Raw genomic sequence first — 23689 nt, forward strand, 5'->3', positions numbered from 1 at the left:
GCGCCGGCGTCGGGATACAAAAAAAAGGGGGGCCGGAGCCCCCCTTTGACAGTAACACTCTCGTCTATGCCATTACGAAAAGGAGCTCCTCTTTTTCGACCTTGCCCCCTTCCTTGCACTTCACCTCGGCGACGATGCCGTCCTCCTTCGCCTTGATGTTGGTCTCCATCTTCATGGCCTCGGTGACGGCCAGGATGTCCCCCGCTTTCACGGCGTCGCCGACCTTCACGTTCATCTTGATCACCTTGCCCGGCATGGGCGCGCCAACGTGCTTGGGGTTCGACTTGTCGGCCTTCTCGTGGCCGGCTTCGTCGCTTTGCACCGACTGGTCGCGCACGGTGACGCTCCTCGCGTTGCCGTTGAGCTCGAAGTAGATCTTCTTGGTGCCGTCGGGCTGGGTCTTGCCGATGGCGTTGAGCTTCACGATCAGCGTCTTGCCTGGCTGGAGCTCGATGGAGGTCTCCTGACCCGGCTCAAGGCCGTAGAAGAAGATCGGGGTCGGGATCACCGAGACGTCGGAGAACTCCTGGCGGTGCTTGGCGTATTCCACGTAGACGCTCGGGTACATCATGTAGGACATGAGCTCCTCGTCGTTCACCGGGTGCCCGACCTTGGCCTCGGCGGCGGCGCGCTCCTTCTCGAAGTCGGCCGGCTCCAAAAGCTCGCCCGGACGGCAGGTGATGGGCTCCTGCCCCTTGAGGATGATCTTCTGCAGCTCCTTGGGGAAGCCCTGGTAAGGCTGGCCGATCATCCCCTTGAAGAAGCCGACCACCGATTCGGGGAAGGCGAGGTCGGCGCCGGGGGCGAAGACGTCCTCGGGCTCGAGGTTGTTCTTCACCAGGAACATCGCCATGTCGCCCACCACCTTGGAGGAGGGGGTGACCTTGACCACGTCGCCGAAGAGGAGGTTCACCTTGTGGTACATCTCCTTGCACTCTTCCCAGCGCTCGATGAGGCCGAGGCCCGCCACCTGCGGCTTGTAGTTGGAGTACTGCCCCCCGGGGATCTCGTGGTGGTACACCTCGGCGGTGCCGCTTTTAAGGCCCGACTCGAAGGGGGCGTAGTAGTCGCGCACCGTCTCCCAGTAGTTGGCGAGCTGCTGCAGGCCGCGCTCGTTCACCTGCGGGTCGAACTCGGTCCCCTTCAGGGTCGCCACCAGCGCGTTCAGGTTGGGCTGGGAGGTGAGGCCGGAGATGGAGGAGAGGGCGGCGTCGACGATGTCGACCCCGGCCTGCGCCGCCATGAGCAGGAGGGCGCCGCCGTTGCCGGAGGTGTCGTGGGTGTGCAGGTGCACCGGGATGCCGATCTCCTCCTTGAGCGCCTTGACCAGCTGGTAGCCGGCGTAGGGTTTCAAGAGGCCCGCCATGTCCTTGATGGCCAGGATGTGCGCACCCATCTTCTCCAGTTCCTTGGCCATGGAGACGTAGTAGGAGAGCGGGTACTTGGTGCGGGTGGGATCGGAGATGTCGCCGGTGTAGCAGATGGCGGCCTCGCAGATCTTGCCGGACTTCTGCACCGCTTCCATGGCCACCTGCATGCCGCGGGTCCAGTTGAGCGAATCGAAGACGCGGAAGACGTCCACGCCGGATTCCGCCGCCTGGGCCACGAAGCGCTGCACCACGTTGTCCGGGTAGTTGGTGTAGCCGACGGCGTTGGAACCGCGCAAGAGCATCTGGAACAGGACGTTGGGGATCGCCTCGGTGAGGGCGTGCAGCCGCTGCCAGGGATCCTCCTTCAAAAAGCGCATGGAAACGTCGAAGGTGGCGCCCCCCCAGCACTCCAGGGAGAACAGGTCGCTGGCGAGGTGCGAGGTGGCGTCCGCGATTTTCAGCAGGTCATAGGTCCTGACGCGGGTGGCCAAAAGCGACTGGTGCGCGTCGCGCATGGTGGTGTCGGTGAGGAGGAGCTTCTTCTGCTCCAGCACCCACTTGGCGAGCCCCTCGGCCCCCTTCTCGCGCAGGATGTCCTTGGTGCCCTTGGGCTTTTCCGCGAAGAGGTCGATCTGCGGCACGGCCGCCTCGATGAGCTCCGCGGAGCGCAGCGGCTTCGCGACGCCGGGCGAGCCGTTCACGATGACGTCGCCCAGGAAGTTGAGCACCTTGTTGGCGCGGTCTTTCTTCTCCGGGATCACCAAGAGTTCGGGGTGCTGGTCGATGAAGGAGGTGTTGCACTCGCCGGCCAGGAAGACCGGGTGGGTGATCACGTTCTCCAAAAAGCCGATGTTGGTCTTCACGCCGCGCACGCGGAATTCCTGGAGGCTTCGGTCCATGATGTGGGCGGCTTCCGCGAAGGTGAGCCCCCAGGAGCTGACCTTGACCAGCAGCGAGTCGTAGTGCGGCGTGATCTGGGCGCCGGTGAAGGCGTTGCCCGCGTCGAGACGGACGCCGCAACCGGCGGAACTGCGGTAGGTGGTCAGCGTCCCGAAGTCGGGCGCGAAGTTGTTGGTCGGGTCCTCGGTGGTGATGCGGCACTGGATGGCGAAGCCGCGCATCTCGATGGAGCCCTGGTTGGGGATGTTGATCTCCGGGTCGGAGAGGCGTTTACCCTCGGCGATCAGGATCTGCGCCTGCACGAGGTTCCGGCCGGTGATCATCTCGGTGACCGTGTGCTCGACCTGGATGCGGGGGTTCATCTCGATGAAGTAGTAGCGCCCCTCCTCGTCCAGGAGAAACTCGACGGTGCCGGCGTTACGGTATCCCACCTGCTTGGCGATCTTCAGGGCGTCGGTGCACAGGGCGAGGCGGGTGTCGCCGGGAAGCGCCAGCGAGGGGGCGAACTCGACCACCTTCTGGTGGCGGCGCTGGATGGAGCAGTCGCGCTCGTAGAAGTGCACCAGGCTGCCGTAGCCGTCGCCTAACACCTGCACCTCGATGTGCTTGGGGTTTTTCAGGTAGCGCTCCAGGAACACGGAGGGGTCGCCGAAGGAGGCCTTCGCCTCGGAAGAGGCGGACTGCAGCCCCTCCAGGAGTTCCTTCTGGTTGGTGGCGACGCGCATGCCGCGCCCGCCGCCGCCGGCCGCCGCCTTGATGATGATCGGGTAGCCGTGGTTCTTGGCGAAGATAAGGGCTTCTTCCTCGTGGACGATGGGTTCCTCGGTGCCGGGCACGGTGGCGACCCCGGCGGCCTTGGCCACCTTCCTCGCGGCCACCTTGTCCCCAAGGGCGCGCTGCATCTCGGCGGTCGGTCCGATGAAGGCGATGCCGTTTTGCTCACACTTCTCGGCGAACTCGGCGTTCTCGGCCAGGAAGCCGTAACCGGGATGGATGGCGTCGACCTCGCGCTTTTTGGCCAGGGCGATGATCTCGTCGATGCCGAGGTAGGCGTCGATGGGGGCTTTCCCCTTGCCGACCTGGTACGCTTCATCAGCCTTGTAGCGGTGCAGCGAGAGCTTGTCCTCTTCCGAATAGATGGCAACCGTGCTGATGCCGAGTTCGGTGCAGGCGCGGAAGATCCTGATCGCGATCTCCCCGCGGTTAGCTGCCATCACCTTCCTGAATTTCCGTGCTTCCATTTCCGCTCCTTTAGTGGGGGTATTTTTTTACCGAGACTAAAACAAATGATGGAAATTTTATTGCCGTTTTAAAACACGTCTGGCTATATTGGTAAAACCAATTTCCTTTTAAGTTTTGAGGGTTTAATAGTGTATTCAAAGGGAGGCATATAAAAACAGATTCCCCTTCGAATGTCAATCCTGGAATCATGTTATATTTTTGTATACTTTCCCCAAACCAGAAAGTCTACCATCCGGATAAGGTTTTGCTTGCCTTAGCGGGGAGAAATTCCTATCTTTGCCCGATGATCATGCAAGGAACGGCGGTAAACGCGGCGGCAATCGTCATCGGCAGCGCCCTCGGTTTGAAGGCGGGGCACCTCATCTCCAGCAAGGTGCGGGGCACCGTCATGGCCGGGCTCGGCCTTGCCGTACTACTTATCGGCATCCAGCTCGCTTTCAAGAGTCAGCAGCCGATGATAATCATCGGCTCCCTCATCGGCGGCGGGATCATCGGCGAACTCCTCGGCATCGAGGCGCGCCTGGAGGCGCTCGGCAACTGGATCGGCGACCGCTTCAAGGGGAGTGGCCGGATAAGCGAGGGGTTCGTGACCGCGAGCCTGCTCTACTGCGTGGGGGCCATGGCCATCATGGGGGCGCTCCAGGACGGGCTCGGCTCCCGCCCGGACATCCTCTACGCCAAGGCGGCGCTGGACGGCATCGCCTCGGTGGCGCTCGCCTCCACCCTCGGGGCCGGCGTGCTCTTCTCGGCGCTGCCCCTCTTTGCCTACCAGGGCGCCATCACCCTCTCCGCCACCTTGGCCCAGCAGATCCTGACCCCGGTGGTGGTGCAGGAAATGAACGCGGTGGGGGGGCTCTTGATCCTCGCCATCGGGCTCGACATGCTCGGAGTCAAGAGGGTCCCGGTGGGGAACCTGCTTCCCGCCGTCTTCCTGGCGCCTCCCCTGGTGATGCTCTTCGTGTCGTAAACCTTGACAATCCCTTTAATAATTTAATAACATGCAGTACTTCGCCCACCTTCGCGCTTTGCGCTTCGGTGGGCACGCCCCCTTGGGTCGCCATCCCCTCCCTCACCCGCCCTTCGGGCACCCTCTCCCCGAGGGAGAGGGACGTAGGATCATCGCAAAGCTGGAAAAGCTGATTGGAGAAAAGATTTTGGCCTGGAAAGCAATCGGGATATTCGATTCCGGTGTGGGCGGCTTGACCGTCCTTAAAGAAGTTGTGCGCACGCTCCCCCAGGAGGACACCATCTACCTCGGGGACACTGCCCGGGTTCCTTACGGCACCAAGTCGCCTGAAACCGTCATCCGCTACTCGCGCCAGATCGCGCGCTACCTCCTGAACCGGGACATCAAGCTCTTGGTCGTCGCCTGCAACACCGCCTCCGCGGTGGCGCTCTCCGCGCTGCAGCAGGAGTTCGAGATCCCCATCGTGGGGGTGATCGAGCCGGGCGCCCGCGCCGCGGCCGCCGCCACGAGAAGCGGCAAGGTCGGGGTGATCGGCACCGCCGCCACCGTCGCCTCCTCCGCCTACACCAAGGCGATCAAGAGGATCAACCCGGACATCGAGGTGGTGAACCGCGCCTGCCCCCTGTTCGTCCCGCTGGCCGAGGAGGGGTGGGTGGACAACGAGGTGACCAGGATGACCGCGCGCATCTACCTCGAGGACCTGAAGGCGCAGGGGGTGGACACCCTGGTGCTCGGCTGCACCCACTACCCGATCCTGAAGGACGTGATCGCCCAGGTGATGGGGCCGGAGGTGACCCTGGTGGACTCCGCGGCCGAGACCGCCCGCACCGTGGCGCAGATCCTCACCGAACAGGGGCTCTTGCGGCCGGAGAACGAGCGGGGCAATCACCACTACTTCGTCACCGACATCCCGGCCGGTTTCATCAGGGTCGGCAACCGTTTCCTCGGCGGCGAGCTCGGGGACGTCTACCAGGTGAGCCTGGAGCAGGATCAGGAAGGAGGGGAAGGTGAAGAGACGCAGTAACAGGGCCAAGGGCGTCCTGCTGATCGCCTTCCTGGTGTTCGCGGTGGTGGTCGGCCTGATGGTTTTCAGGAAATACCGGACCGCGACGCAGGTGGCGCCCCCCGCCGCGCCGACCGAGCAGGTCGACACCCGCGTGGTGACGTTGTTCTTCTCCAACCAGGACGGGTCGTCGCTGACGCGGGAAGGGCGCGAGATCGCGGTCGAGGACACCACCGACGACATGATCGCCAGCGTGGTGGACGAGTTGGTGGTGGGGCCTTTGGGGGACCTGGCGCCGACGCTGCCGCACAACGCGAAGGTGCTCGGGGCGCAGTTGAAGGGGGACGTGGCGCAGGTCGATTTCTCCAAGGAGCTGGTGGAGAGTCTGCCCGAGGGGAGTTCCGCCGAGATGAGTGCCGTCTACTCCGTGGTCGATACGGTGGTCGCCAACTTCCCGCAGGTGAAGGCGGTGCGGTTCCTGGTCGACGGCGTGCCGGTCAAGGAACTGAAGGGGCATCTCGACCTTTCCGCTCCCATCGCGCCCGACTTCACCATGGAGAAGAAGGAGGCGCCCGCGGCGCCGGAAAAACAGTAAACCGAAAAGCGGAACACAGAGGACACCGAGGTCCACAGAGGGCACAGAGTATCCAGGAAGGGCTCTCGCCAATCCCCTCTCCCCCGGGTGTCCTCTATGGTTAACACATTTTTTGACTCTAAATTCAGGGGTGACCGATGAAGATGCCGTTTATGCAGGCGGTTAAGGAGCGGGTGCTGGTTTTGGACGGCGCCATGGGGACCATGCTGCAGGAACGCGGGCTGAAAGCGGGACAGTCGCCCGAGGAAATGAACCTGACGGCGCCGGAGGTGGTGGCCGGGGTGCACCGCGCCTACCTCGAGGCCGGCGCCGACATCATCGTCACCAACACCTTCGGCGGCACCAAGGCGAAGCTCGACCACTACGGCCTGGGCGACCAGGTGGAGCGGATCAACGCGGAGGCGGTGCGCATCGCCCGCGAGGTCGCCGGCGAGAGCGCCTACGTGGCTGGCTCGATCGGACCGACCGGCCGCTTCGTGGAGCCGGTGGGCGACATGAGCTTCGACGAGGCGCACGCGCTCTTCACCGAGCAGGCGAAAGCCCTGATCGACGCCGGCTGCGACGCCATCTCCCTGGAGACCTTCCTGGACATCAAGGAGATCCGGGCAGCGCTCATCGCCATCCGCGAACTCTCCGCCGACATCCCGGTCATCACCATGCTCACCTTCGAGGAGAAGGGGAGAAGCGTGCTCGGCTCGCCGCCGGAGGCCGCGGCCATCACCCTGGAAGCGGCGGGCGCCTCCATCATCGGCTCCAACTGCGGCCTGGGCGTGGACGGCATCTACGACATCCTCTGCGCCATGAGGAAGGTGACCGCCCTGCCGCTCATCTCCCAGGCCAACGCGGGGCTCCCGATCCTCAAGGACGGCGTCACCGTATTCCCCGGCACCCCCGACGAGATGACCGCCTACCACGACCGGATGCTCGGCCTGGGCGTGCGGGTCATCGGCGGTTGCTGCGGCACCACCCCGGCGCACATCTCCGCCATCAAGGAGGCGCTCTCCGGCAGACAGACCCCCTTCATCCCCAAGCAAGACGACGGCACCACCTGGATCTCCAGCCGCGGCTCCTTCGCGGCCATCGGTAAAAAACACCCGGTGGCGCTCATCGGCGAGCGCATCAACCCGACCGGCAAGAAGCTTTATTCGCAGGAGCTGCGCGAAGGGAAGGTGAGCTACATCCGCCGCGAGGCGCTGGAGCAGACCGAGCTCGGGGCAACGCTCCTCGACGTCAACGTGGGGACGCCCGGCATCGACGAGCCCGCCGCCATGGAGCGCGCCGTCTTCTGCATCACCGGCGCCGTCCAGACCCCGCTGGTGCTCGATTCCTCCTCGCCGCAGGCGCTGGAGGCGGGGCTTAAATCCGCCGACGGCAAGGTGCTGATCAACTCGGTGAACGGCGAGGAGAAGAGCCTCGCCGCCGTGCTGCCGCTGGCCAGAAAGTACGGCGCGGCCCTGGTCTGCCTCACCCTCGATGACGTCGGCATCCCGACCGAAGCCGAGGGAAGGGTGGCCGTGGCGGAGAAGATCGCGGAGCGCGCCAAGGCCTTCGGGATCAAGAGGAGCGACCTCGTCGTCGATTGCCTCACCCTCACGGTGAGCGCCGAGCCCAGGGGCGCGCTGGTCGCCCTCGAGGCGGTGCGCCGGGTGAGCGAGCTCGGCCTCAACAGCACCCTCGGCGTCTCCAACATCTCCTTCGGTCTCCCCTGCCGGCCCCTGATCTCGTCCACCTTCTTCTCGATGGCTATCGCCGCGGGGCTCACCTCCGCCATCGTCAACGTGAAGGAGGCGCCGATGATGTCCGCCTGGAGAAGCGCCATGGTGCTTCTGGGCAAGGACGTCAACGCGGCCGGCTACATCGACGCCTACCGCGGCCAGGCCGTCGGCGCCACGGTGCAGCCCGCGGCTGCCGCCGGCGGTGCGGCGCCCGTAGCCGAGGCGGCCGAACCGGAAGGGATCCGGGGGCGGCTCGCCAAGGCGGTCATCAACGGCGAGCTGGAGACCGTGGTCCCGCTGGTGGAGGAGGCCCTCGCCGAGGGGCTCTCGCCGATGCAGATCAGCTCCGAGGCCCTCCTGGTCGGCCTGGACGAGGTGGGCAGGCGCTTCGGCAACGGCTCCTTCTTCCTGCCGCAGGTGATGGTCTCCGCCGACACCATGAAGGCCGCCTTCGCCCGGTTGAAGCAGGAGCTTGCCGGCGGCGGGCTGAAGAGCATCGGCAAGATCCTCATGGCGACCGTCGAGGGGGACATCCACGATATCGGCAAGAACATCCTGGTGACGCTCCTGGAAAACAACGGATTCGAGGTGATCGACCTGGGCAAGAACGTCCCGGCGGCGAAGATCCTGGACGCCGCGCGCAGCCACGAGGTGGACGCGGTGGGGCTCTCGGCGCTCATGACCACCACCATGGCCCAGATGGACAAGGTGGTGACCCTCTTGAAGTCGGAAGGGGTGAAGAGCTTCACCATGGTGGGGGGCGCCGTGGTCACCCAGCAGTACGCCGACGAGATCGGCGCGGACCTCTACGCCAAGGACGCCATGGAGGCGGTGGCCCGCATCAAGGAACTGCTGGCAAAATAAACGCTTTTTTGCGGTGGCGGGAGCGCGGCGCGCCCCGAATATCGCTTGCAACGCCGCTCCCGCTGTGCTAATTTGCGACGGGTCCGCCATTTGGCGTAGAGGTAAGGCATGGTCCTGGGTTTCAACCACAACATCAGATACAAAGGGGAGTTGTTCCACGTCCAGACCGAGGACAGCGGAGTCGCCAATCCCCACATCATCACCTTGCTTTACCGCGGTGGGGTCATCCTCGCGTCCGCCAAAACCAGCTATGCCGACATCATCAAGGTGGCGCAGCTGGAACTGGTGGTCGAATCGATCATGAAAGAGCAGCACAAGGACATGATGCGCCGCCTGAAAAACGGCGAGTTCGACGCCCGCATCTTCCCCGGCGGCGCGCCGGCGGTCGCGGCCGAAGAGCTCCGTCCCGCTGTCGAACCACCCCCGGTATCCCCCGCGCCGCAGGCCGCTCCCGCGCAGCCCGACCCGCCGCGCCCCCCGCGCCAGGAAGCGCCGGCGCAGCCGGCCCCCGCCGCGCCCCCGGCATCTCCAGCCCATCGTAGCCTGGATGAGGTGATCCTCGATTACCTGATCACGGGCGAGGACAAATAAAGCCAGCCTGAAAGGAACCTTCGTGAAAGAAAAGATTGCAGATCTGGAAGAAAAGGCGAGGCGCCTGCGCGTCGCCATCGTGAAGACGCTGCACAAGTCGCAGTCCGGTCATACCGGCGGCTCGCTCTCCGCCATCGACATGGTGTGCGCGCTGTACTTCCACAAGATGCGCCACAACCCGGTGGATCCCGCCTGGGAAGGCCGTGACCGCTTCGTGCTCAGCAAGGGGCACGCGGCGCCGGCGCTCTACGTGACCCTGGCCGAGTGCGGCTACTTCCCGGCGGAGGACCTCATGATGCTGCGCCGCCTGGGAAGCCATCTGCAGGGGCACCCGGACAGCAAGGGAACCCCCGGCGTCGACGTCTGCACCGGGAGCCTCGGGCAGGGTCTCTCCATGGCCAACGGCATGGCGCTTGGCCTCAAGCTGGACGGCAAGGAGAACCGGGTCTACGCGGTGCTCGGCGACGGCGAGCTGCAGGAAGGGCAGATCTGGGAGGCCGCCATGGCCGCCGCCCACTACAAGAGCGACAACCTCTGCGCGCTGATCGACTCCAACGGCCTGCAGATCGACGGCGACGTCGCCAAGGTCATGAACGTCTCCTCCATCGCCGACAAGTTCAAGGCCTTCGGCTGGAACGTGATCGAGATCGACGGGCACGACATGGCTCAGATCGTGGCCGCCCTGGATGAGGCCGAGGCGCACAAGGGGGCCCCGACCGCCATCGTCGCCAAGACCGTCAAGGGCAAAGGGGTGCACCTGTTCGAGAACAAGGCATCCTACCACGGCGTCACCCCCAACGACGACGAGCTTCCCGAGGCGCTCAGGTGCCTGGGGTGCTGCGACTAAACCCGGACGTTGCAGACGCTCCCCCGCATTCCCCTCCCCCCGGAGGGGGGCTTGGGCTGCAACGAAAAATCTTTTTCCCCCTCCCTGACCCTCCCCCTCCGGGGGAGGGAACGTGGGGTGGCGGACACCTACAGAAAGGGACTTAACTATGATCGCAACGAGGGACGCTTACGGCGAGGCGCTGGCCGAGCTGGGGGGCGAGAACGATAAGATAGTGGTGCTGGACGCGGACCTTTCCGGGTCCACCAAGACCGGCGTGTTCGCCAAGAAATTCCCGAACCGCTTCTTCAACATGGGCATCGCCGAGGCCAACATGGTGGGCACCGCGGCGGGACTCGCCGCCGTGGGGAAGGTCCCCTTCCTCTCCACCTTCGCCATCTTCGCCGCCGGCCGCGGCTGGGAGCAGATCCGCCAGTCGGTCGCCTACCCGAAGGCCAACGTGAAGATCGTCGCCACCCACGGCGGGGTCACCGTCGGTGAGGACGGGGGGAGCCACCAGTCGGTCGAGGACGTCGCCATCATGCGCGCCATCCCCAATATGACCGTCATTGTCCCCGCCGACGGCGAGGAGACCAAGGGCGCCATCCGCGCCGTCGCCGCTTACAAGGGGCCGGTCTACGTGCGCCTGGGGCGCAACAAGGTCCCCAGCGTGTTCCCGGCGGGGCACAAGTTCGAGATCGGCAAGGGCGTGGTCGTGGTCCCCGGCACCGACCTCACCTTCATCACCACGGGGCTCATGACTGCCGCGGCGGTCACCGCCGCCGAAAAGCTGAAGGCCGAGGGGATCTCCGCCCGCGTGCTGCACATCGGCACCATCAAGCCCCTGGACAAGGAGCTGGTGCTCCAGGCGGCCGAAGAGACCGGCGCCATCGTCACCGCCGAGGAGCACTCGGTGGTCGGCGGCCTGGGCGGCGCGGTCGCCGAGTACCTGGCCGAGACCTGCCCGACCCTGATGAAGAGGGTGGGGGTCTACGACCGCTTCGGCACCTCCGGCAAATCCGACGAACTGCTCAAGTACTTCGGGCTCAACGCCGAAACCCTCATTGAAGAGGCCAGGGAGATCGTTTCGAGGAAGAAATGATGTCAAGGGTGCTCCGGTCCAACGGAGGCTTCACCTACATAGGCGCGCTGGTCATGGCCGTGATCGTCGGCATCATGGCCAGCCGCGCCGCCGTGGTCTGGAGTACCGCCATGAAACGTGAGCGGGAGGAGGAACTGATCTCCCGCGGCACCCAGATCCGGAACGCCCTGCGCAAGTGGTACAAGGTCAAGGTCGTGGACGGGAAGCTGGTGTCGAGCCAGAGCCCCAGCAACGGGCCGGCTGTCGCCCCGACGGCGGTGGCGGGTCCCCCGGAGATCAAGTCGCTGCTGCAGGACCCGAACACGCCGGCCAAGCTGCGTTACCTGAGGCCCTACTGCCTGGTCGATCCCATCACCGGCAAGGAGTGGGACGAGATCAGGAAGGACGGCAAGCTCATCGGGGTCAAATCGAAGAGCGAGCAGGTACCGGTGAAACAGGGGAACTTCCCCTTCGATCTCCCCCCCGCCGACTTCGAGAAGAAGAAAAAGTACAGCGAGTGGGAATTCGTCTACGACCGCATTCCGCCCGTCACCGCGACCGGCGGGGCGATCCAGGGGCTGAAGACCAGCGGCAGTCCCACTCCGACCTCCCCGCAGGACACCTCGGGGTCCGACGAGGGTACATCGACCAGAAGGTCCAGGTTCAACAGAGGAAACTCCACCACCCCCTAGGCCGCGAATGGCCGCCTCCCCGGAGGGGGGGGCAGCGCCCGAAACCGGAGGCACCCTGATTTTCAAGAGTCTCACATCGCGGGTTATCGTGCTTTCCATCTGCCTGCTCGTGTTCGGCATCGGGACCTTCGCCTTCCTGACGCTGCGGCGCGAACAGATGCAGCTCGTCAACTCCGCCCGTGAATCCAGCGAGCTTCTGCTCGACACCATCGAACGCTCCCTGTACAACTCCATGCGCCACGGCAACACCGAGGACGTGAAGGTGATCCTGGAGATGGTGGGCCAGAGCGAGAACCTGGTGGGGGTGCGCATCTTCCATCCCCACGGCGTGATCCTGAAGTCCTCCCAGTCCTCGGAGGTCGGGCGCGTCGTGGATCAGCACGACTTCAAACTTTTCCTGGACAACAAGCGCGAGGGGGTTTTCACCCTGGACGGGCACGGCGAGGTGCTCGGCATGGTGAAGCCGATCTACAACAACCGCCAGTGCAACCTGTGCCACGGCGCCAAGAGCCGTATCATCGGGCTTTTGAACGTCAACTACTCGCTGGTTGAGACCAGGCGGCGCATCGTCGAGCTGACCAAGCTCTTCGTGATGTCCACCGTTGCCATCATCGGCTTCCTGTCGCTGGCCATCTCGCTGGTCATGCTGAAGTTCGTCAAGAAGCCGCTGCACCAGCTGGCCAAGAACATGGCGCGCGTCGAGGCGGGCGACCTCTCGGTGCGCATGACCCCGGAAGGGAAGGACGAGATCGGGCGCCTGATCGTCTCCTTCGACTCCATGGTGGACCGGCTGGACCGGGCCAAGAAGGAGCTGGAGACCTACCACTTCCAGCAGATGGAGCGCGCCGACCGCCTCGCCTCGGTGGGGGAGATGGCCGCCGGCATCGCCCACGAGATCAAGAACCCGCTCACCGGGATCGCTGCCGCCATCACCGTCCTGAAGGACGACTTCTCCCCCGAGGACGGGCGCTCCCTGATCATCGGCGAGGTGCTCGAGCAGATCTCCCGGCTGGACAAGACGGTCAACGACCTCCTCTTCTTCGGCAAGCCCACCGTGGCGGAGCCCACCTGCACCGACATCAACAGCGCCCTAAAGAAGATCCTGATCTTCGCCTCGCAGCACCGCGGCGGCAAGAACATCGAGAAGAAACTGGACCTCGCCGAGGACCTGCCCCCGGTGTACGTCGATCCCAAGCAGATCCAGCAGGTGTTCCTGAACCTGTTCCTGAACGCGGTGCAGGCGATGCAGTCGGGGGGAACCCTCACCGTCTCCAGCTCGCTGGCCCACGTCGACGGCATGGACATGGTGCGGGTGCAGGTCAACGACACCGGCCCCGGCATCCCGCCGCAGATCCTGGAGAAGATCTTCACCCCGTTCTTCACCACCAAGGCCCAGGGGACCGGGCTTGGCCTGGCCATCAGCCACCGGCTCATCGAGCAGCACGGCGGGCGCCTTTCCTGCGTCAGCCAGGACGGCGTCGGCACCACCTTCTCCGTGGAGCTTCCGGCCTACTGCCCGAGCCAGGAGGAGCTGGAACAGGCCCACCTGAGATCCGGCGTTATCGGTTGATCAATCGCAGCAACGAGCAGTACGGCAGACCCCGACCACCCCGGGCCGCGAGCCCGGCACCACATCCTAAGGAGCCGCCATGCGCAGAGCGAAAATAATGGTCGTCGACGATGAGCACCTGATCCGCTGGTCCCTTGAGCAGAACCTCAAGAAGCAAGGCTACGAGGTCTGCACCGCGGGGACCGGCGAGGACGCGCTCAGGATCGCCCGGGACGAGCAGCCCGAGCTGGTGCTGCTGGATTACCATCTCCCGGGTATCAACGGCCTCGAGGTTCTGCAGCGGCTCAAGGAGATCGACGAAGAGATCCTGGTGATCATGGTGACCGCCCAGGGAGGCCTGGAGACCGCGGTTAACACCATGCGCCACGGGGCCTACGACTACATCAACAAGCCCTTCAATCTCGACGAGATGGCGCTGGTGGTCAGGAAGGCCCTGGAGACCTCCGAGTTGCGCCGCGAGGTGGTCCAGCTAAGAAGCGAGCACAAGAAACAGGGCCCCCCCAAGATCCTCGGGAACTCCAAGCACATGAAGAACGTGCTGGAGATGATGGCCAAGGTCGCCAAGAGCGACGCTTCCACCGTCTTGGTGCAGGGTGAGTCCGGGACCGGCAAGGAGCTGGTGGCGAAGTACATCCACTACGAGTCCGCCCGCGCCGACAAGCCCTTCGTGGCCATCAACTGCGCGGCCGTCCCCTCCACCCTCCTGGAGAGCGAGCTCTTCGGCCATGAGAAGGGGGCCTTCACCGACGCCAAGACCTCCAAGAAAGGTCTCTTCGAGCTGGCCGACGGCGGTACCGTGTTCCTCGACGAGATCGGGGACATGGAGGTCGGCATGCAGGCGAAGCTGCTGCGCTTTTTGGAAGACCGCACCTTCCGGCGCATCGGCGGCTCCAAGGTGATCCCGGTCGACGTGAGGATCATCTCGGCGACCAACAAGGACCTGATGAAGGCGATCGAGGACAAGTCCTTCAGGAACGACCTCTACTACCGGCTCCAGGTGATCCCGATCTTCCTCCCGGCCCTGCGCGAGCGCAAGGAGGACATCCTGGTGCTGGCCAACCACTTCATCGACGTCTTCTCCAAGGAGTTCGGCAAGCCGACCAAGGGGATCTCCAGCATGGCGGAGAAACTCCTCGTCGAGTACAACTGGCCGGGCAACATCCGCGAGCTGAAGAACGTCATCGAGCGCGCCATCATCCTGGGCAACGACGAGAACCTGCTCCTGGAGAACCTGCCGCTGGAGATCGTGGCCAAGGCGTCGCAGGTGACCGTGCCGCTCACGACCTTCAAGCTCCCGCCCGAGGGGATCGACATCGAGGAGGTGGAGCGCGAGCTGATCAAGCAGTCCCTGGAGATGACCGACTGGAACCAGTCCAAGGCGGCCAAGAAGCTGAACCTCGGCATCGACGCGTTCCGTTACCGTATGAAGAAATTCGGCTTCCTGAAGTAGGAGCCATCCCCGGAGGTTGCCCTGCGCCCCCAGGGGTGCCAGACCACAGCAGTTGGTGCACGTGATGCAGCCGAAACCGAGGACCCACAGCGAAACCGAGCGCCCTGGCAGATTTTCTGCCGGGGCGTTGTTCGTCCCGCTGGCGCTGGCGACGCTTTTCGCCGCACCGTCCCTCGCCGGCGCCTCCTATCCCGAGCCCGCGGCGCCCGTCGCGACCCTCCCCTCCCAACCGGACATCTTCCCCCTGCAACTGCCGGGACTTCCCCTGCTGGCACCGCTCCCCGGCGCTCCCCCGGTCCGCACCGAGTTTAGGACCGCCTTTCCCGCCCAGACCTGGAACGGCGTGCGCGAGCCGGGTCCCTTCTGCGTGCTGCAGCGAGGCGAGTTTGGCGGCAACGGCTACAAGCTCCTGGCGGAGATGGGTGACCTCCAACTGCAGCAGACCGCGAACACGCTGCGGGAGGTGCGCGGCCGCGGCGGGCACTTCTCCCTGCTGACCGGGAACTCCGGCAACCGGGCCGCCCTGGAAACCTTTGCCACCTCGGGGGCGCGCGGGGAGGGGGGCGACGATACCCTGGTCGGGGCGACCGGGGAGCTGTCGCTTCTGGACCAGAGCGCCCGTTTCAAGACCATCTTCCTCTCCGGCCGCAAGTCGCTGGACCGGGAGGGGCGCTGGCCCACCGCCGGCGCCAGGCGCGGGGACGTGGTCGGTTTCGTGGCGCAGCTCGATCCGCTGAAGGGGAGGCTCGCCGCGGAGGCGGAATACGATTATTCAAGCTACGACGCCAACACCGCCGACCTGGTTTCGCCCCTCCACGACAGCGCCTACCGTCTGAAACTCTCCGGTGGATTCGGACCCAGCCGCTACACCGCGCTCTACGAACGCACCGGGCCGAGGTACCGGCTCATGAACGACGGCCCCACGCGCGACCGCCAGGGGGGAACTCTCGGTGTGGAGACCGTGCTAGCCGCCCACGTCTTCGATGTGAAGCTGTCCCGCTACAACGACAACCTGGAAAACGACCCGCTTTCTCCCAGGCTGTACCGTTACGAGGGGGTGTTCGACTACCGGTTCCACGGGGTGAGGGCGCTCCCCCTCGCGCTGCAGTACAAGAAGAGCTTCATCGACAGCGCAAGGGAGCCGCTCGGCTCGCTCCCCAAGGAGGTGGCGGAGGATGCGGTATCCGGGCAGGTGAACTTCCTGGCGGGGAGTTGGGACGTGGGGCTGCGCGGCGGGATGTCGCAGCGCACCGACCGGTTGCGTCAGCAAAGGGAGATGGCCACCACCAGCGTCGGGTTCCTCCCCAAGTTCTCGGCCGGCGGGTTCACCCTGGCGCCCGATCTCTCCTTGAAGAGGATCATGGATTTTACCGCTGCGCAGCGCACCGACCAGTACGCGCTGAACTTGGGGCTGACCGGAAAGCTGCTGGAGAAAAGGCTCGATTACGAGTTGAAGGGGGGCTACAAGCGTGAGTGCACGGGAGCGCCGGGAACCGGCAAGGAGGTACTCGGGGCCAAGTTGAAGGCCGTGTATCCCTTGGCCCCTTTCTTCAACTGGAGCCGGTACACCAGCCTGGGGGTGAAAGGCGAGTACAACGAAATTAACAACTTCACCGAGGATCGCAGGGAGAACGATTTCTCCCTGCTGATCTCTCTGGATGGCGGGAGCTTCTTATAAGGGAGGTGGTCCATATCCCCTCTCCCGGGGGGAGAGGGATCTCTGGCGCCTCTCAGATTTTTACCAGTTCATAGTCCCTAGTGCCGATGCCGATCTTCTCGGCGTGCTCCAGTTGCACCTCCCAGTCGATCTCGGGGTGCACGCCGCGGAACTTGTCGCCGCCGGGCTCATGGCCGCTGGCGAGCGCGGTGTCCTGGTTGCCGCGGGCGTTGTTGACCAGGTCCGCGCAGGCCTGGTCCAGCGCCACCGGGTCGGCCGAGGCGCAGATGCCGATGTCGTTCACGATGGGGGCGTCGGCGTGCCCGTAGCAGTCGCAGGCGGGCGAGACCTGGGTGATGAAGTTCAGGAACAGGGTCTTGCCCTGTTTCCCGAAGAGGGCGCCCTTGGCGTATTCCGCCATCTTGCGCATGACCAGGGACGCGCTCTCGTTCCACTGGATGTTGATCGCCTTCCGCTGGCACGCGGTGATGCAGCGGCTGCACCCCACGCAGGCGGCCGGGTCGATCTGGGCCTTCCCCTCGAGGATGGCAATGGCGGCGTGGGCGCAGGATTTCAGGCAGACGCCGCAGCCGTTGCAGAAGCGCTCCGCCACCTTGGGCGCCACCGTGGAGTGCTGCTGCATCTTGCCGGTGCGGCTGGAACACCCCATGCCGAGGTTTTTCAGCGTCCCGCCGAACCCGGTCAGTTCGTGGCACTTGAAATGGGAGACCGCGAGGAGCGCGTCCGCTTCCAGGATCTCGGCGCCGATGTTCACGGTCTTCAGGATCTCGCCGTCGACCTGCACGTCCTTGGCGTTATGCCCTTTGAGGCCGTCGCACATGATGAGGGGGGCGTTGACCACAGCGTAGGCGAAGCCGTTCTCGACGGCGCAGGCCAGCGCGGAGACCGCCTCCTTCCTTTCGCCCGGATAGAGGGTGGAGGAGTCGGTCAGAAACGGTTTTCCCTCCAGCGCCTTGATCTCGTCGACCACGCGGCGCAGGAAGATCGGGCGGATGAAGGTGTGGTTGCCCCGCTCCCCGAAGTGGACCTTGACGGCGACCAGGTCGCCGGCGGCCACGCTCTGGGCGAGCCCCGCCTGCCGCATCAGGCGACCGATCTTGCCGAACAGGTTCTCCTTGACCCCCGCCCTCATGTCCGCGAAAAACACCTTGCTCTTCATAAGCTTCCCCTCCTTTACACGATACCCATAAGACGATCTGCGATTGGTATCACATATCGCCGGCCAATTCAACAGCACGTAACTTTTTCTTGCTCTGGCCGTAAAATATGTTATTTATTAAAAATTCTCAGGGTAGTCCGCTCGCTGAAAACGGGAACGACGCTTCAGGAGCGGCATCACGGCCGCCGGCCGCAGGCAGGGCTTGGGGCGGAGGCGCCCCGCAAACCATTAAAAATTCGGCCCCCGAGGCCGCCGCGTCCGCCCCAGTCACCAGGCAGGAGCACGCGGAGCCGGGAACGATAAAGGAGTACCGATGATCGAATGTGACGAACGAGAACTCTGGATCATGGGACTGGGCGAGCGGGTGGAGCGCGGCGCCATCGTCTGCAGCTACCTCGCCGAAGGGGGGCACCGCGCCAGGACCGCCAAGGTCTCCGAACTTTCCGGTTGCACCCCGAGGGCGATCCTTCTGGACCTCTCCCCCTGGTCCGACGACGGCTGGGGCGTCCTGCTGGCCCTGAAGGAGAACCAGGCGACCCGCGAGATCCCGATCCTCCCCATGTACCTGAGCGAGATCGGCCAGGTGGGCGCGGTCTTCCCGGTGGCGGGCTTTTTCACCCTCCCCATCGACACGGCGTACTTGACCAGGAAGCTGAAGCAGCTGGGGCTGACCGACGAGTCGGATGACTACGACCTGCAGGTGATGCTGGTGACCCGCAAGGGGGAGGAGCAGGTGCAGCATGCCATCACCAAGCTCGGCTTCGAGGTGGTGAACGCCTATACCGCCAAGGAGGCGGTGGCGCTGGGCACCATCATCCACCCGTACATGATGTTCTGCGCGCTGATGCTCCCGGACCAGGCCGCCTTCGAGCTCCTTGAGCGTTTCCGGCTCTACCCGCAGACGAGGAACATCCCGTTCTTCGTGCTGCTCAAGGGGGAGATGAAGGACGGAGAACGTCAGGCCATGAGCCGCAGCATCGAGCACCTGGTGCGCAAGAAATGGCTCACCCGGCAGGAGTTCCTGGCCTACTTCAAGAAGAGCAAGGAGTAACAGGACCGGGGTGGACAAAACAAGGGGGGACGGCAAAAGCCGTCCCCCCTTTTGCTTTGGCAAAGATTTGCCATTTCGAGTCCTGTGAGTTGGGACCAAGGAGCCACGCCGGATTGAATAAGGGCATTACGTCCCCCCCCTTTTCCGCGAAGGTTCACCGCGCGGGGGACAGGGGGAGTTGCCCTTCGCCTCGCTCACGCACGCCTCAGCGCCTCCTCCTGATGCTGCACAAAGCGGCGGTGAAGACGGCGCTTCCTGCCAGCAACGTGGCAAGGCCCCACTTGTTCTCCGAGAGCCAGACCTGTGTGCTGAACCCCTTGGAGCGGGCGTCGAAACGCCCGTGCGCGTGGTACGGCCCGGGTACCGTTTGCCAGAGGTTGGCCGGGCGGTCCGGCCGCTCCGGCTCGTCGGTCTGCTGAGACTTATAGCCGGTAAGGCCCAGGTAGAGGTCGAGCAGGCCGGCGATGAACTTGTTGCCCCACATGGCCTTGACCGTCGGAAGCCCCACGTAGATCTCGCGGCGCCGGTGGTGCGAGGCCCAGACGATGGCTTGCGCCGCCACCTCCGGCTGGTAGATGGGGGGGACCGGCTGCGGCCGGTTGGGGAGCCGCGACTCCACCCAATCGAACTGCGGCGTGTTCATGGCGGGTAGTTGCACCATGGTGAGGTGCACCCGGCTCTTCGCGTGGATCAGTTCGCACCGGATCGAGTCGGTGAAGCCCCTCATGCCGTGTTTCGCGCCGCAGTAGGCCGACTGCAGCGGGATGCTCCGCTCCGAGAGCGCCGATCCCACCTGGATCACCATGCCCCGGTCGCGCGGCAGCATCCGCTTCAGCGCCGCCATGGTGCCGTGCACCGCGCCGAGGTAGGTCACCTCGGTGACCCGTCTGAACTCCTCAGGGGTCATCTGGTCAAAGGGGGAGAACACCGAGGTCATGGCGTTGTTGACCCAGACGTCGATGGGGCCGAACTCCCGCTCGACCTCCTCCGCCGCCTCTTCTATGCGCTGCGCGTCCGCCACGTCCCCCACCAGTACCAGCCCTTTTCCCCCCAGCTGTTCCACCTCAGCTTTGGCCGCCTCCAGTCGCTCCTGGTTCCTGGCAAAAAGCCCTATGCTCGCCCCCTCGCGCGCGAAAGCCTGTGCGATCGCCCGCCCCAACCCTGCTGAAGCACCGGTCACTACAACCACTCTTTTCTCGACTGACGCCACGGTAGCCCCCTTCGTCCCGCCATCTCGCAGGTGGCGAGGCTGTTCATTGGTATTGGCCAATGCGACGCCCACTAGAATACCAGATGTGTCGTCTGCAATAGGGGCTGGGCAGTTGATTTAGCACGAAAAAAAAGGGCCGCTGCTGCGGCCCTTTTTCGATACGTAATACTGGCTGTCGTTCTACTTGTTGATGCTGAACTCGTCCCGCCTGTTCTTGGACCAGGCGGCCTCGTCGTGGCCGGAGACGGCGGGCTTCTCCTCGCCGTAGCCGATGGTGGAGAGGCGGCTGGCGGGGATCCCCAGGGCGACCAGGTATTTCATGGCGGCCTGGGCGCGGCGCTCGCTCAGGGCGAGGTTGTACTCGTCGGAGCCGCGTTCGTCGCAGTTCCCCTCGATGCGGATCTTCACGTTGCTCCCCTTGAGCTTGGCGTAATTGTCGGTCAGGGTCTTCCTGGCCGCATCGCTCAGCACATCGGAGTCGAAGTCGAAATAGATCTTCTCCAGGGCGCCGACGAGGGCCGCTTCCTTCTGGGTGAGCGGCGCGGGCTGCGACTGGATCGGCTCCGCCTTGATGGCTGTCGACGGCAGCGCGGTCGTGGTCGGCGTGGCCTGGGAGACGGGCGCGGGAGCCTGAACCGGGGCGGGCGCCGCCTGCTGGGTGGTCGCGGACGGTGCGACGGCCTGGTCGGACTTGACGGCCTGCTGCTTGGCGCAGCCGCTGACGATGAATACGCCGGTGCAAAGAACCGGCACGAGCCGCTTCAGAATGTTTTTCATGGAGTCCTCCCTTTATGCTTTGGTGATAGTGGACGCGACGGAGCGCGCGGACGCGAAGGCCGCGGTTCTTTCACTGTGGTGATCGAAAAATCGTTGCTTCGGTAGCGGATGTCAAACAGCGGGGGCAGGGGGCGCCCGGGAAAGATTCGAGAAAAGCGGGGAGGCTGCCACGCCGCGGAAGACGGGCGGGCACGAGGTATGGAAGACGGTGTGGACAACGGGCTCGCAGCCGCGCGCCAGTTCGGCCGGGAAGTGATCCAGGGCCTTCTTGACCATGCTCTGGTGCGACTTCTTGAACTGCTCCTCGATGTAGGCGCGGGGTTTCGGCTTGGGATGGTTTGGGCGCGACAGGTCCGGTCCCCGCATCCCGAACGCGAGGATGCAGATCGAGGTGATGCAGGTGGCCAGTAACAGCAGGCTTTTATGGCTAAGAGTCTTTTTGATCATGGATGACTGTGTGCCGAAAAGGTTGTAGCAAGCAACAGTATATATCCTATCCCTGCCGGAAAGACAACCACCTACTTGATGCAGACCCGCCGCACCTCGTGGATGTCAGTGAGCCCCTGCAGACACTTGAGTATCCCGTCCTGCTTCAAGGTCGTCATGCCATCCGCTATGGCCTGCTCTCGTAGTCGCGCAACTTCAGCTTTCCCCTTGATCAAGGCCTTCATGTCGTCGCCGCAATCAAGCAGTTCGTGCAGGCCGAGCCTTCCCTTGTAGCCGGAGCCGTTGCACTTGGGGCACCCATTGGCGCGGGCGAGTTGGATAGTCGCCGGATCGAGCCCCAGCGCCTGGAACTGCTCCTCACCGTATTCCGCGGCGATCTCGGCGATTTCGGCCGGACCCGGCCGGTAGCTCTCCTTGCAGGCGCCGCACAGCCGCCGCGCCAGGCGCTGGGCCAGGATGCACAAGAGGGCGTCGGAGAAGCTGAAGGGATCGAGCCCCATGTCGAGGAGCCGGGTCACCGTTTCCGGGGCCGAGTTGGTGTGCAGGGTGGAGAAGACCAGGTGGCCGGTGAGCGAGCTTTCCACCCCCATGGAGGCGGTCTCCTCGTCGCGCATCTCGCCCACCATGATCACGTCCGGGTCGGCGCGCAGGAAGGCGCGCAGGGCGGAGGCGAAGGTGAAGCCGATCTTGTTGTTCACCTGCACCTGCCGCAAGCCCTTCTGGGTGATCTCGATCGGGTCCTCGGCGGTCCAGATCTTGGTCTCGGGGGTGTTGATGGTGGAGACCGCGGAATGGAGCGTGGTGGTCTTGCCGCTGCCGGTCGGCCCGACCACCAGGATCAGCCCGTACGGTTTGTGGATGTTCTCGGCGAACACCTGGCGGTTGCGCTCGGTAAGTCCCAGGTTGTCGAAGGGGATCGGTTCGCCCGAGGCCAGGATGCGCAGCACCACGTCCTCGAGTTGGCCGGAACTGGGGAGCGTGGCGACCCTGAGCTCGACCGGGAGCGGCCCGAACTTCTTGAAGTCGATCTTGCCGTCCTGCGGCTTTCTCCGCTCGGAGATGTCCAGGCCGGACATGATCTTGATGCGCGAGGTGATGGCGTGCTTGTACTTGTAGGGGATCCGCTGGTACAGCATGCAGCGGCCGTCGATCCTCAGGCGCACCTGCACGTCCTCGCGCCCGGGCTGCGGCTCGATGTGGATGTCGGAGGCCTTGCGGTCGAACGCCTCGCAGATGATCTTGTTGACCAGCTGCACGATGACGCTGTCCTGCTCGGATACCCGCTGCACCTCCTGTTCGACCTCGGGATCGTCGGAGGTGTCCAGCTTTGAGAGGAGATCGGAGACGCTGGCGGCGGCTCCTTCCCCCTCCCTTTGCGCCAGGCGATAGTAGTGGTCGACGAACTTGAAGATGTCCTCGCGGAACGCCCCCACGAAGCTGATCCTCTTGTACTCCTGGAAGATGAACTTGATGAGATCCTGCTTGGCCAGGTCGGTCGGGTCCTCCATGGCCACCTGCAGCACGCTGTTGTCGACCTTGACCGGTACCCAGCGCTCCTTCTTCAGGCGGTCCGGGCGGATCCGTTTCAGGATCTCGTCCAGCCGGGGCAGCTCCGGGTCGAAACTGACGAACTCGGTGCCGAAGTTGAGGCTCAGGCACTTGACCATGTCCTCGCGCGAGATCTTGTAGTCCCGCATCAGCAGCTGGTCCAGCCCGACGCTGGCGGCGTCGGGATGCTGCGAGGCCTTCTGGATGTCCGCCTCGTCCAGGAGGTTCTTGTCCAGGAGGTAGTTGTAGCGCGACTTGTTGCGGATCAGCTTCGCCGAGGCGGAAAGCCTGAAGATGTTGTGGATGGCGATGGAAAGGGAGGTGGCGAGCTCGGTGGCGTAGCTGATGTCGGTGTCGTCGAAGGCCGTGTCGACCTTCTTGTTGATGAGCTGCATCACCCCGATCAGCGAGTTGTTGAATTTCATCGGGACGCAGAGCACCTGCCGGGTGCGGAACCCCGTTTTCTTGTCCCAGTTGACGTCGAAGGAGAGCTCGGAGTTGATCATCTTGAGCTCGTGGTCGTCGTAGGCGTCCCTGATGTTGACCACCATGCCGGAGAGGGCGCAGTAGCCGGCCAGGCTGCCGCTGCCGATGGGAACGGTAATCTGCTGGATCTCGTCCCCCGACTTCACCTTGGACATCAGCATCTTGCGCTTCTGGTCGATGACATAAACGGTGAGCCGCTCGGCCTTGAACAGGTCCGCGATGCTGTCCTTGAGCTCGATCAGGATGGTGTTGAGGTTCCCGGAGGAATGGATCTCGTTGATCTTCTCCATGAACCTCTTGCGCTGTTCGAGCTGTTCCTTGAGCAGGTTGCCTTCTGCCATTTCGTCTCCATCCTCGACACTCTCAGCCGGTATTTGTCTCAGACACAGAGCTTCTTTTAAAGTTTCGAAAGCTGGTCCCGAAACGTCCTAAGTACAGCTATTCGGCAGGTTATCTGGTCACTGAAG

The 23689-nt window shown here is 64.3% G+C and carries 18 protein-coding genes; 12 read left to right on the plus strand and 6 right to left on the minus strand.

Translation table 11 applies throughout. From position 1 onward, the window contains the following. Positions 1-64: 64 nt before the first annotated feature. Positions 65-3511 carry a pyruvate carboxylase gene (locus tag KOL99_RS04135; protein ID WP_216509205.1) on the minus strand — a complete coding sequence of 1149 codons (3447 nt, stop codon included), beginning with the start codon at positions 3509-3511 and terminating at the stop codon, positions 65-67. Positions 3512-3801: 290 nt separating this feature from the next. Between KOL99_RS04135 and KOL99_RS04140 the strand changes: the two genes are divergently transcribed. The 11 genes from KOL99_RS04140 (at position 3802) to KOL99_RS04190 (ending at position 16544) form a co-directional block, all read left to right on the plus strand. Then, a complete protein-coding gene (locus KOL99_RS04140) occupies positions 3802-4479 on the plus strand; it encodes a DUF554 domain-containing protein (RefSeq protein WP_236014867.1) in 678 nt (225 codons plus the stop codon). Positions 4480-4666: 187 nt separating this feature from the next. After that, on the plus strand, positions 4667-5503 hold the full coding sequence (murI, locus tag KOL99_RS04145) for a glutamate racemase (protein WP_216509206.1): 837 nt from the start codon (positions 4667-4669) through the stop codon (positions 5501-5503). After that, entirely contained in the window at positions 5487-6077 is a 591-nt protein-coding gene (locus KOL99_RS04150; protein WP_216509207.1) for a GerMN domain-containing protein, read from the plus strand. Before murI ends, KOL99_RS04150 begins: the two co-directional genes overlap by 17 nt. A 137-nt stretch (positions 6078-6214) precedes the next feature. Continuing rightward, on the plus strand, positions 6215-8656 hold the full coding sequence (locus KOL99_RS04155; protein ID WP_216509208.1) for a homocysteine S-methyltransferase family protein: 2442 nt from the start codon (positions 6215-6217) through the stop codon (positions 8654-8656). A gap of 108 nt (positions 8657-8764) precedes the next feature. Continuing rightward, on the plus strand, positions 8765-9247 hold the full coding sequence (locus KOL99_RS04160) for a hypothetical protein (RefSeq protein ID WP_216509209.1): 483 nt from the start codon (positions 8765-8767) through the stop codon (positions 9245-9247). 22 nt (positions 9248-9269) lie between these two features. Further along, positions 9270-10094 carry a transketolase gene (locus KOL99_RS04165; protein ID WP_216509210.1) on the plus strand — a complete coding sequence of 275 codons (825 nt, stop codon included), beginning with the start codon at positions 9270-9272 and terminating at the stop codon, positions 10092-10094. Positions 10095-10242: 148 nt separating this feature from the next. Beyond that, a complete protein-coding gene (locus KOL99_RS04170; protein WP_216509211.1) occupies positions 10243-11175 on the plus strand; it encodes a transketolase family protein in 933 nt (310 codons plus the stop codon). After that, a complete protein-coding gene (locus tag KOL99_RS04175) occupies positions 11175-11846 on the plus strand; it encodes a type II secretion system protein (RefSeq protein WP_236025757.1) in 672 nt (223 codons plus the stop codon). Before KOL99_RS04170 ends, KOL99_RS04175 begins: the two co-directional genes overlap by 1 nt. A gap of 88 nt (positions 11847-11934) precedes the next feature. Further along, on the plus strand, positions 11935-13416 hold the full coding sequence (locus KOL99_RS04180) for a two-component system sensor histidine kinase NtrB (protein WP_328759614.1): 1482 nt from the start codon (positions 11935-11937) through the stop codon (positions 13414-13416). A 79-nt stretch (positions 13417-13495) separates the two neighbouring features. Continuing rightward, entirely contained in the window at positions 13496-14866 is a 1371-nt protein-coding gene (locus KOL99_RS04185) for a sigma-54-dependent transcriptional regulator (protein ID WP_216509212.1), read from the plus strand. A 64-nt stretch (positions 14867-14930) separates the two neighbouring features. Then, positions 14931-16544 (plus strand): hypothetical protein, encoded by a 1614-nt coding sequence (locus KOL99_RS04190; protein ID WP_216509213.1) that lies wholly within the window; start codon positions 14931-14933, stop codon positions 16542-16544. A 52-nt stretch (positions 16545-16596) separates the two neighbouring features. Here KOL99_RS04190 and KOL99_RS04195 read toward each other — a convergent pair whose 3' ends face one another. After that, entirely contained in the window at positions 16597-17703 is a 1107-nt protein-coding gene (locus KOL99_RS04195; RefSeq protein WP_216509214.1) for a DUF362 domain-containing protein, read from the minus strand. 313 nt (positions 17704-18016) lie between these two features. On the opposite strand from KOL99_RS04195, the gene KOL99_RS04200 reads away from it, so the two are divergent. Continuing rightward, positions 18017-18754: a response regulator gene (locus KOL99_RS04200; RefSeq protein ID WP_216509215.1), complete on the plus strand. Its 738-nt coding sequence runs from the start codon at positions 18017-18019 to the stop codon at positions 18752-18754. 205 nt (positions 18755-18959) lie between these two features. Here KOL99_RS04200 and KOL99_RS04205 read toward each other — a convergent pair whose 3' ends face one another. The 4 genes from KOL99_RS04205 to KOL99_RS04220 all read right to left on the minus strand — a co-directional run bounded on the left by KOL99_RS04205 (position 18960) and on the right by KOL99_RS04220 (position 23563). Next, positions 18960-19964, minus strand: coding sequence for an SDR family oxidoreductase (locus KOL99_RS04205; protein WP_216509216.1), 1005 nt, complete (start codon positions 19962-19964; stop codon positions 18960-18962). Positions 19965-20144: 180 nt separating this feature from the next. Next, on the minus strand, positions 20145-20741 hold the full coding sequence (locus KOL99_RS04210) for an OmpA family protein (RefSeq protein ID WP_216509217.1): 597 nt from the start codon (positions 20739-20741) through the stop codon (positions 20145-20147). Between the two features lie 111 nt (positions 20742-20852). Then, positions 20853-21188: a hypothetical protein gene (locus KOL99_RS04215; protein WP_216509218.1), complete on the minus strand. Its 336-nt coding sequence runs from the start codon at positions 21186-21188 to the stop codon at positions 20853-20855. Positions 21189-21259: 71 nt separating this feature from the next. Next, positions 21260-23563: a GspE/PulE family protein gene (locus tag KOL99_RS04220; protein ID WP_216509219.1), complete on the minus strand. Its 2304-nt coding sequence runs from the start codon at positions 23561-23563 to the stop codon at positions 21260-21262. Positions 23564-23689 lie beyond the last annotated feature (126 nt).

This window comes from Geomonas azotofigens (genome assembly GCF_018919395.1).
Lineage (GTDB): Bacteria > Desulfobacterota > Desulfuromonadia > Geobacterales > Geobacteraceae > Geomonas > Geomonas azotofigens.

Coding starts and splice junctions, on each gene's coding strand:
- KOL99_RS04195 (WP_216509214.1), bottom strand. CDS start 17,703: ATGAAGAGCAAGGTGTTTTTCGCGGACATGAGGGCGGGGGTCAAGGAG.
- KOL99_RS04210 (WP_216509217.1), bottom strand. CDS start 20,741: ATGAAAAACATTCTGAAGCGGCTCGTGCCGGTTCTTTGCACCGGCGTA.
- KOL99_RS04140 (WP_236014867.1), top strand. CDS start 3,802: ATGCAAGGAACGGCGGTAAACGCGGCGGCAATCGTCATCGGCAGCGCC.
- KOL99_RS04175 (WP_236025757.1), top strand. CDS start 11,175: ATGTCAAGGGTGCTCCGGTCCAACGGAGGCTTCACCTACATAGGCGCG.
- KOL99_RS04190 (WP_216509213.1), top strand. CDS start 14,931: ATGCAGCCGAAACCGAGGACCCACAGCGAAACCGAGCGCCCTGGCAGA.
- KOL99_RS04155 (WP_216509208.1), top strand. CDS start 6,215: ATGAAGATGCCGTTTATGCAGGCGGTTAAGGAGCGGGTGCTGGTTTTG.
- KOL99_RS04215 (WP_216509218.1), bottom strand. CDS start 21,188: ATGATCAAAAAGACTCTTAGCCATAAAAGCCTGCTGTTACTGGCCACC.
- KOL99_RS04135 (WP_216509205.1), bottom strand. CDS start 3,511: ATGGAAGCACGGAAATTCAGGAAGGTGATGGCAGCTAACCGCGGGGAG.
- KOL99_RS04185 (WP_216509212.1), top strand. CDS start 13,496: ATGCGCAGAGCGAAAATAATGGTCGTCGACGATGAGCACCTGATCCGC.
- KOL99_RS04170 (WP_216509211.1), top strand. CDS start 10,243: ATGATCGCAACGAGGGACGCTTACGGCGAGGCGCTGGCCGAGCTGGGG.
- KOL99_RS04200 (WP_216509215.1), top strand. CDS start 18,017: ATGATCGAATGTGACGAACGAGAACTCTGGATCATGGGACTGGGCGAG.
- KOL99_RS04220 (WP_216509219.1), bottom strand. CDS start 23,563: ATGGCAGAAGGCAACCTGCTCAAGGAACAGCTCGAACAGCGCAAGAGG.
- KOL99_RS04160 (WP_216509209.1), top strand. CDS start 8,765: ATGGTCCTGGGTTTCAACCACAACATCAGATACAAAGGGGAGTTGTTC.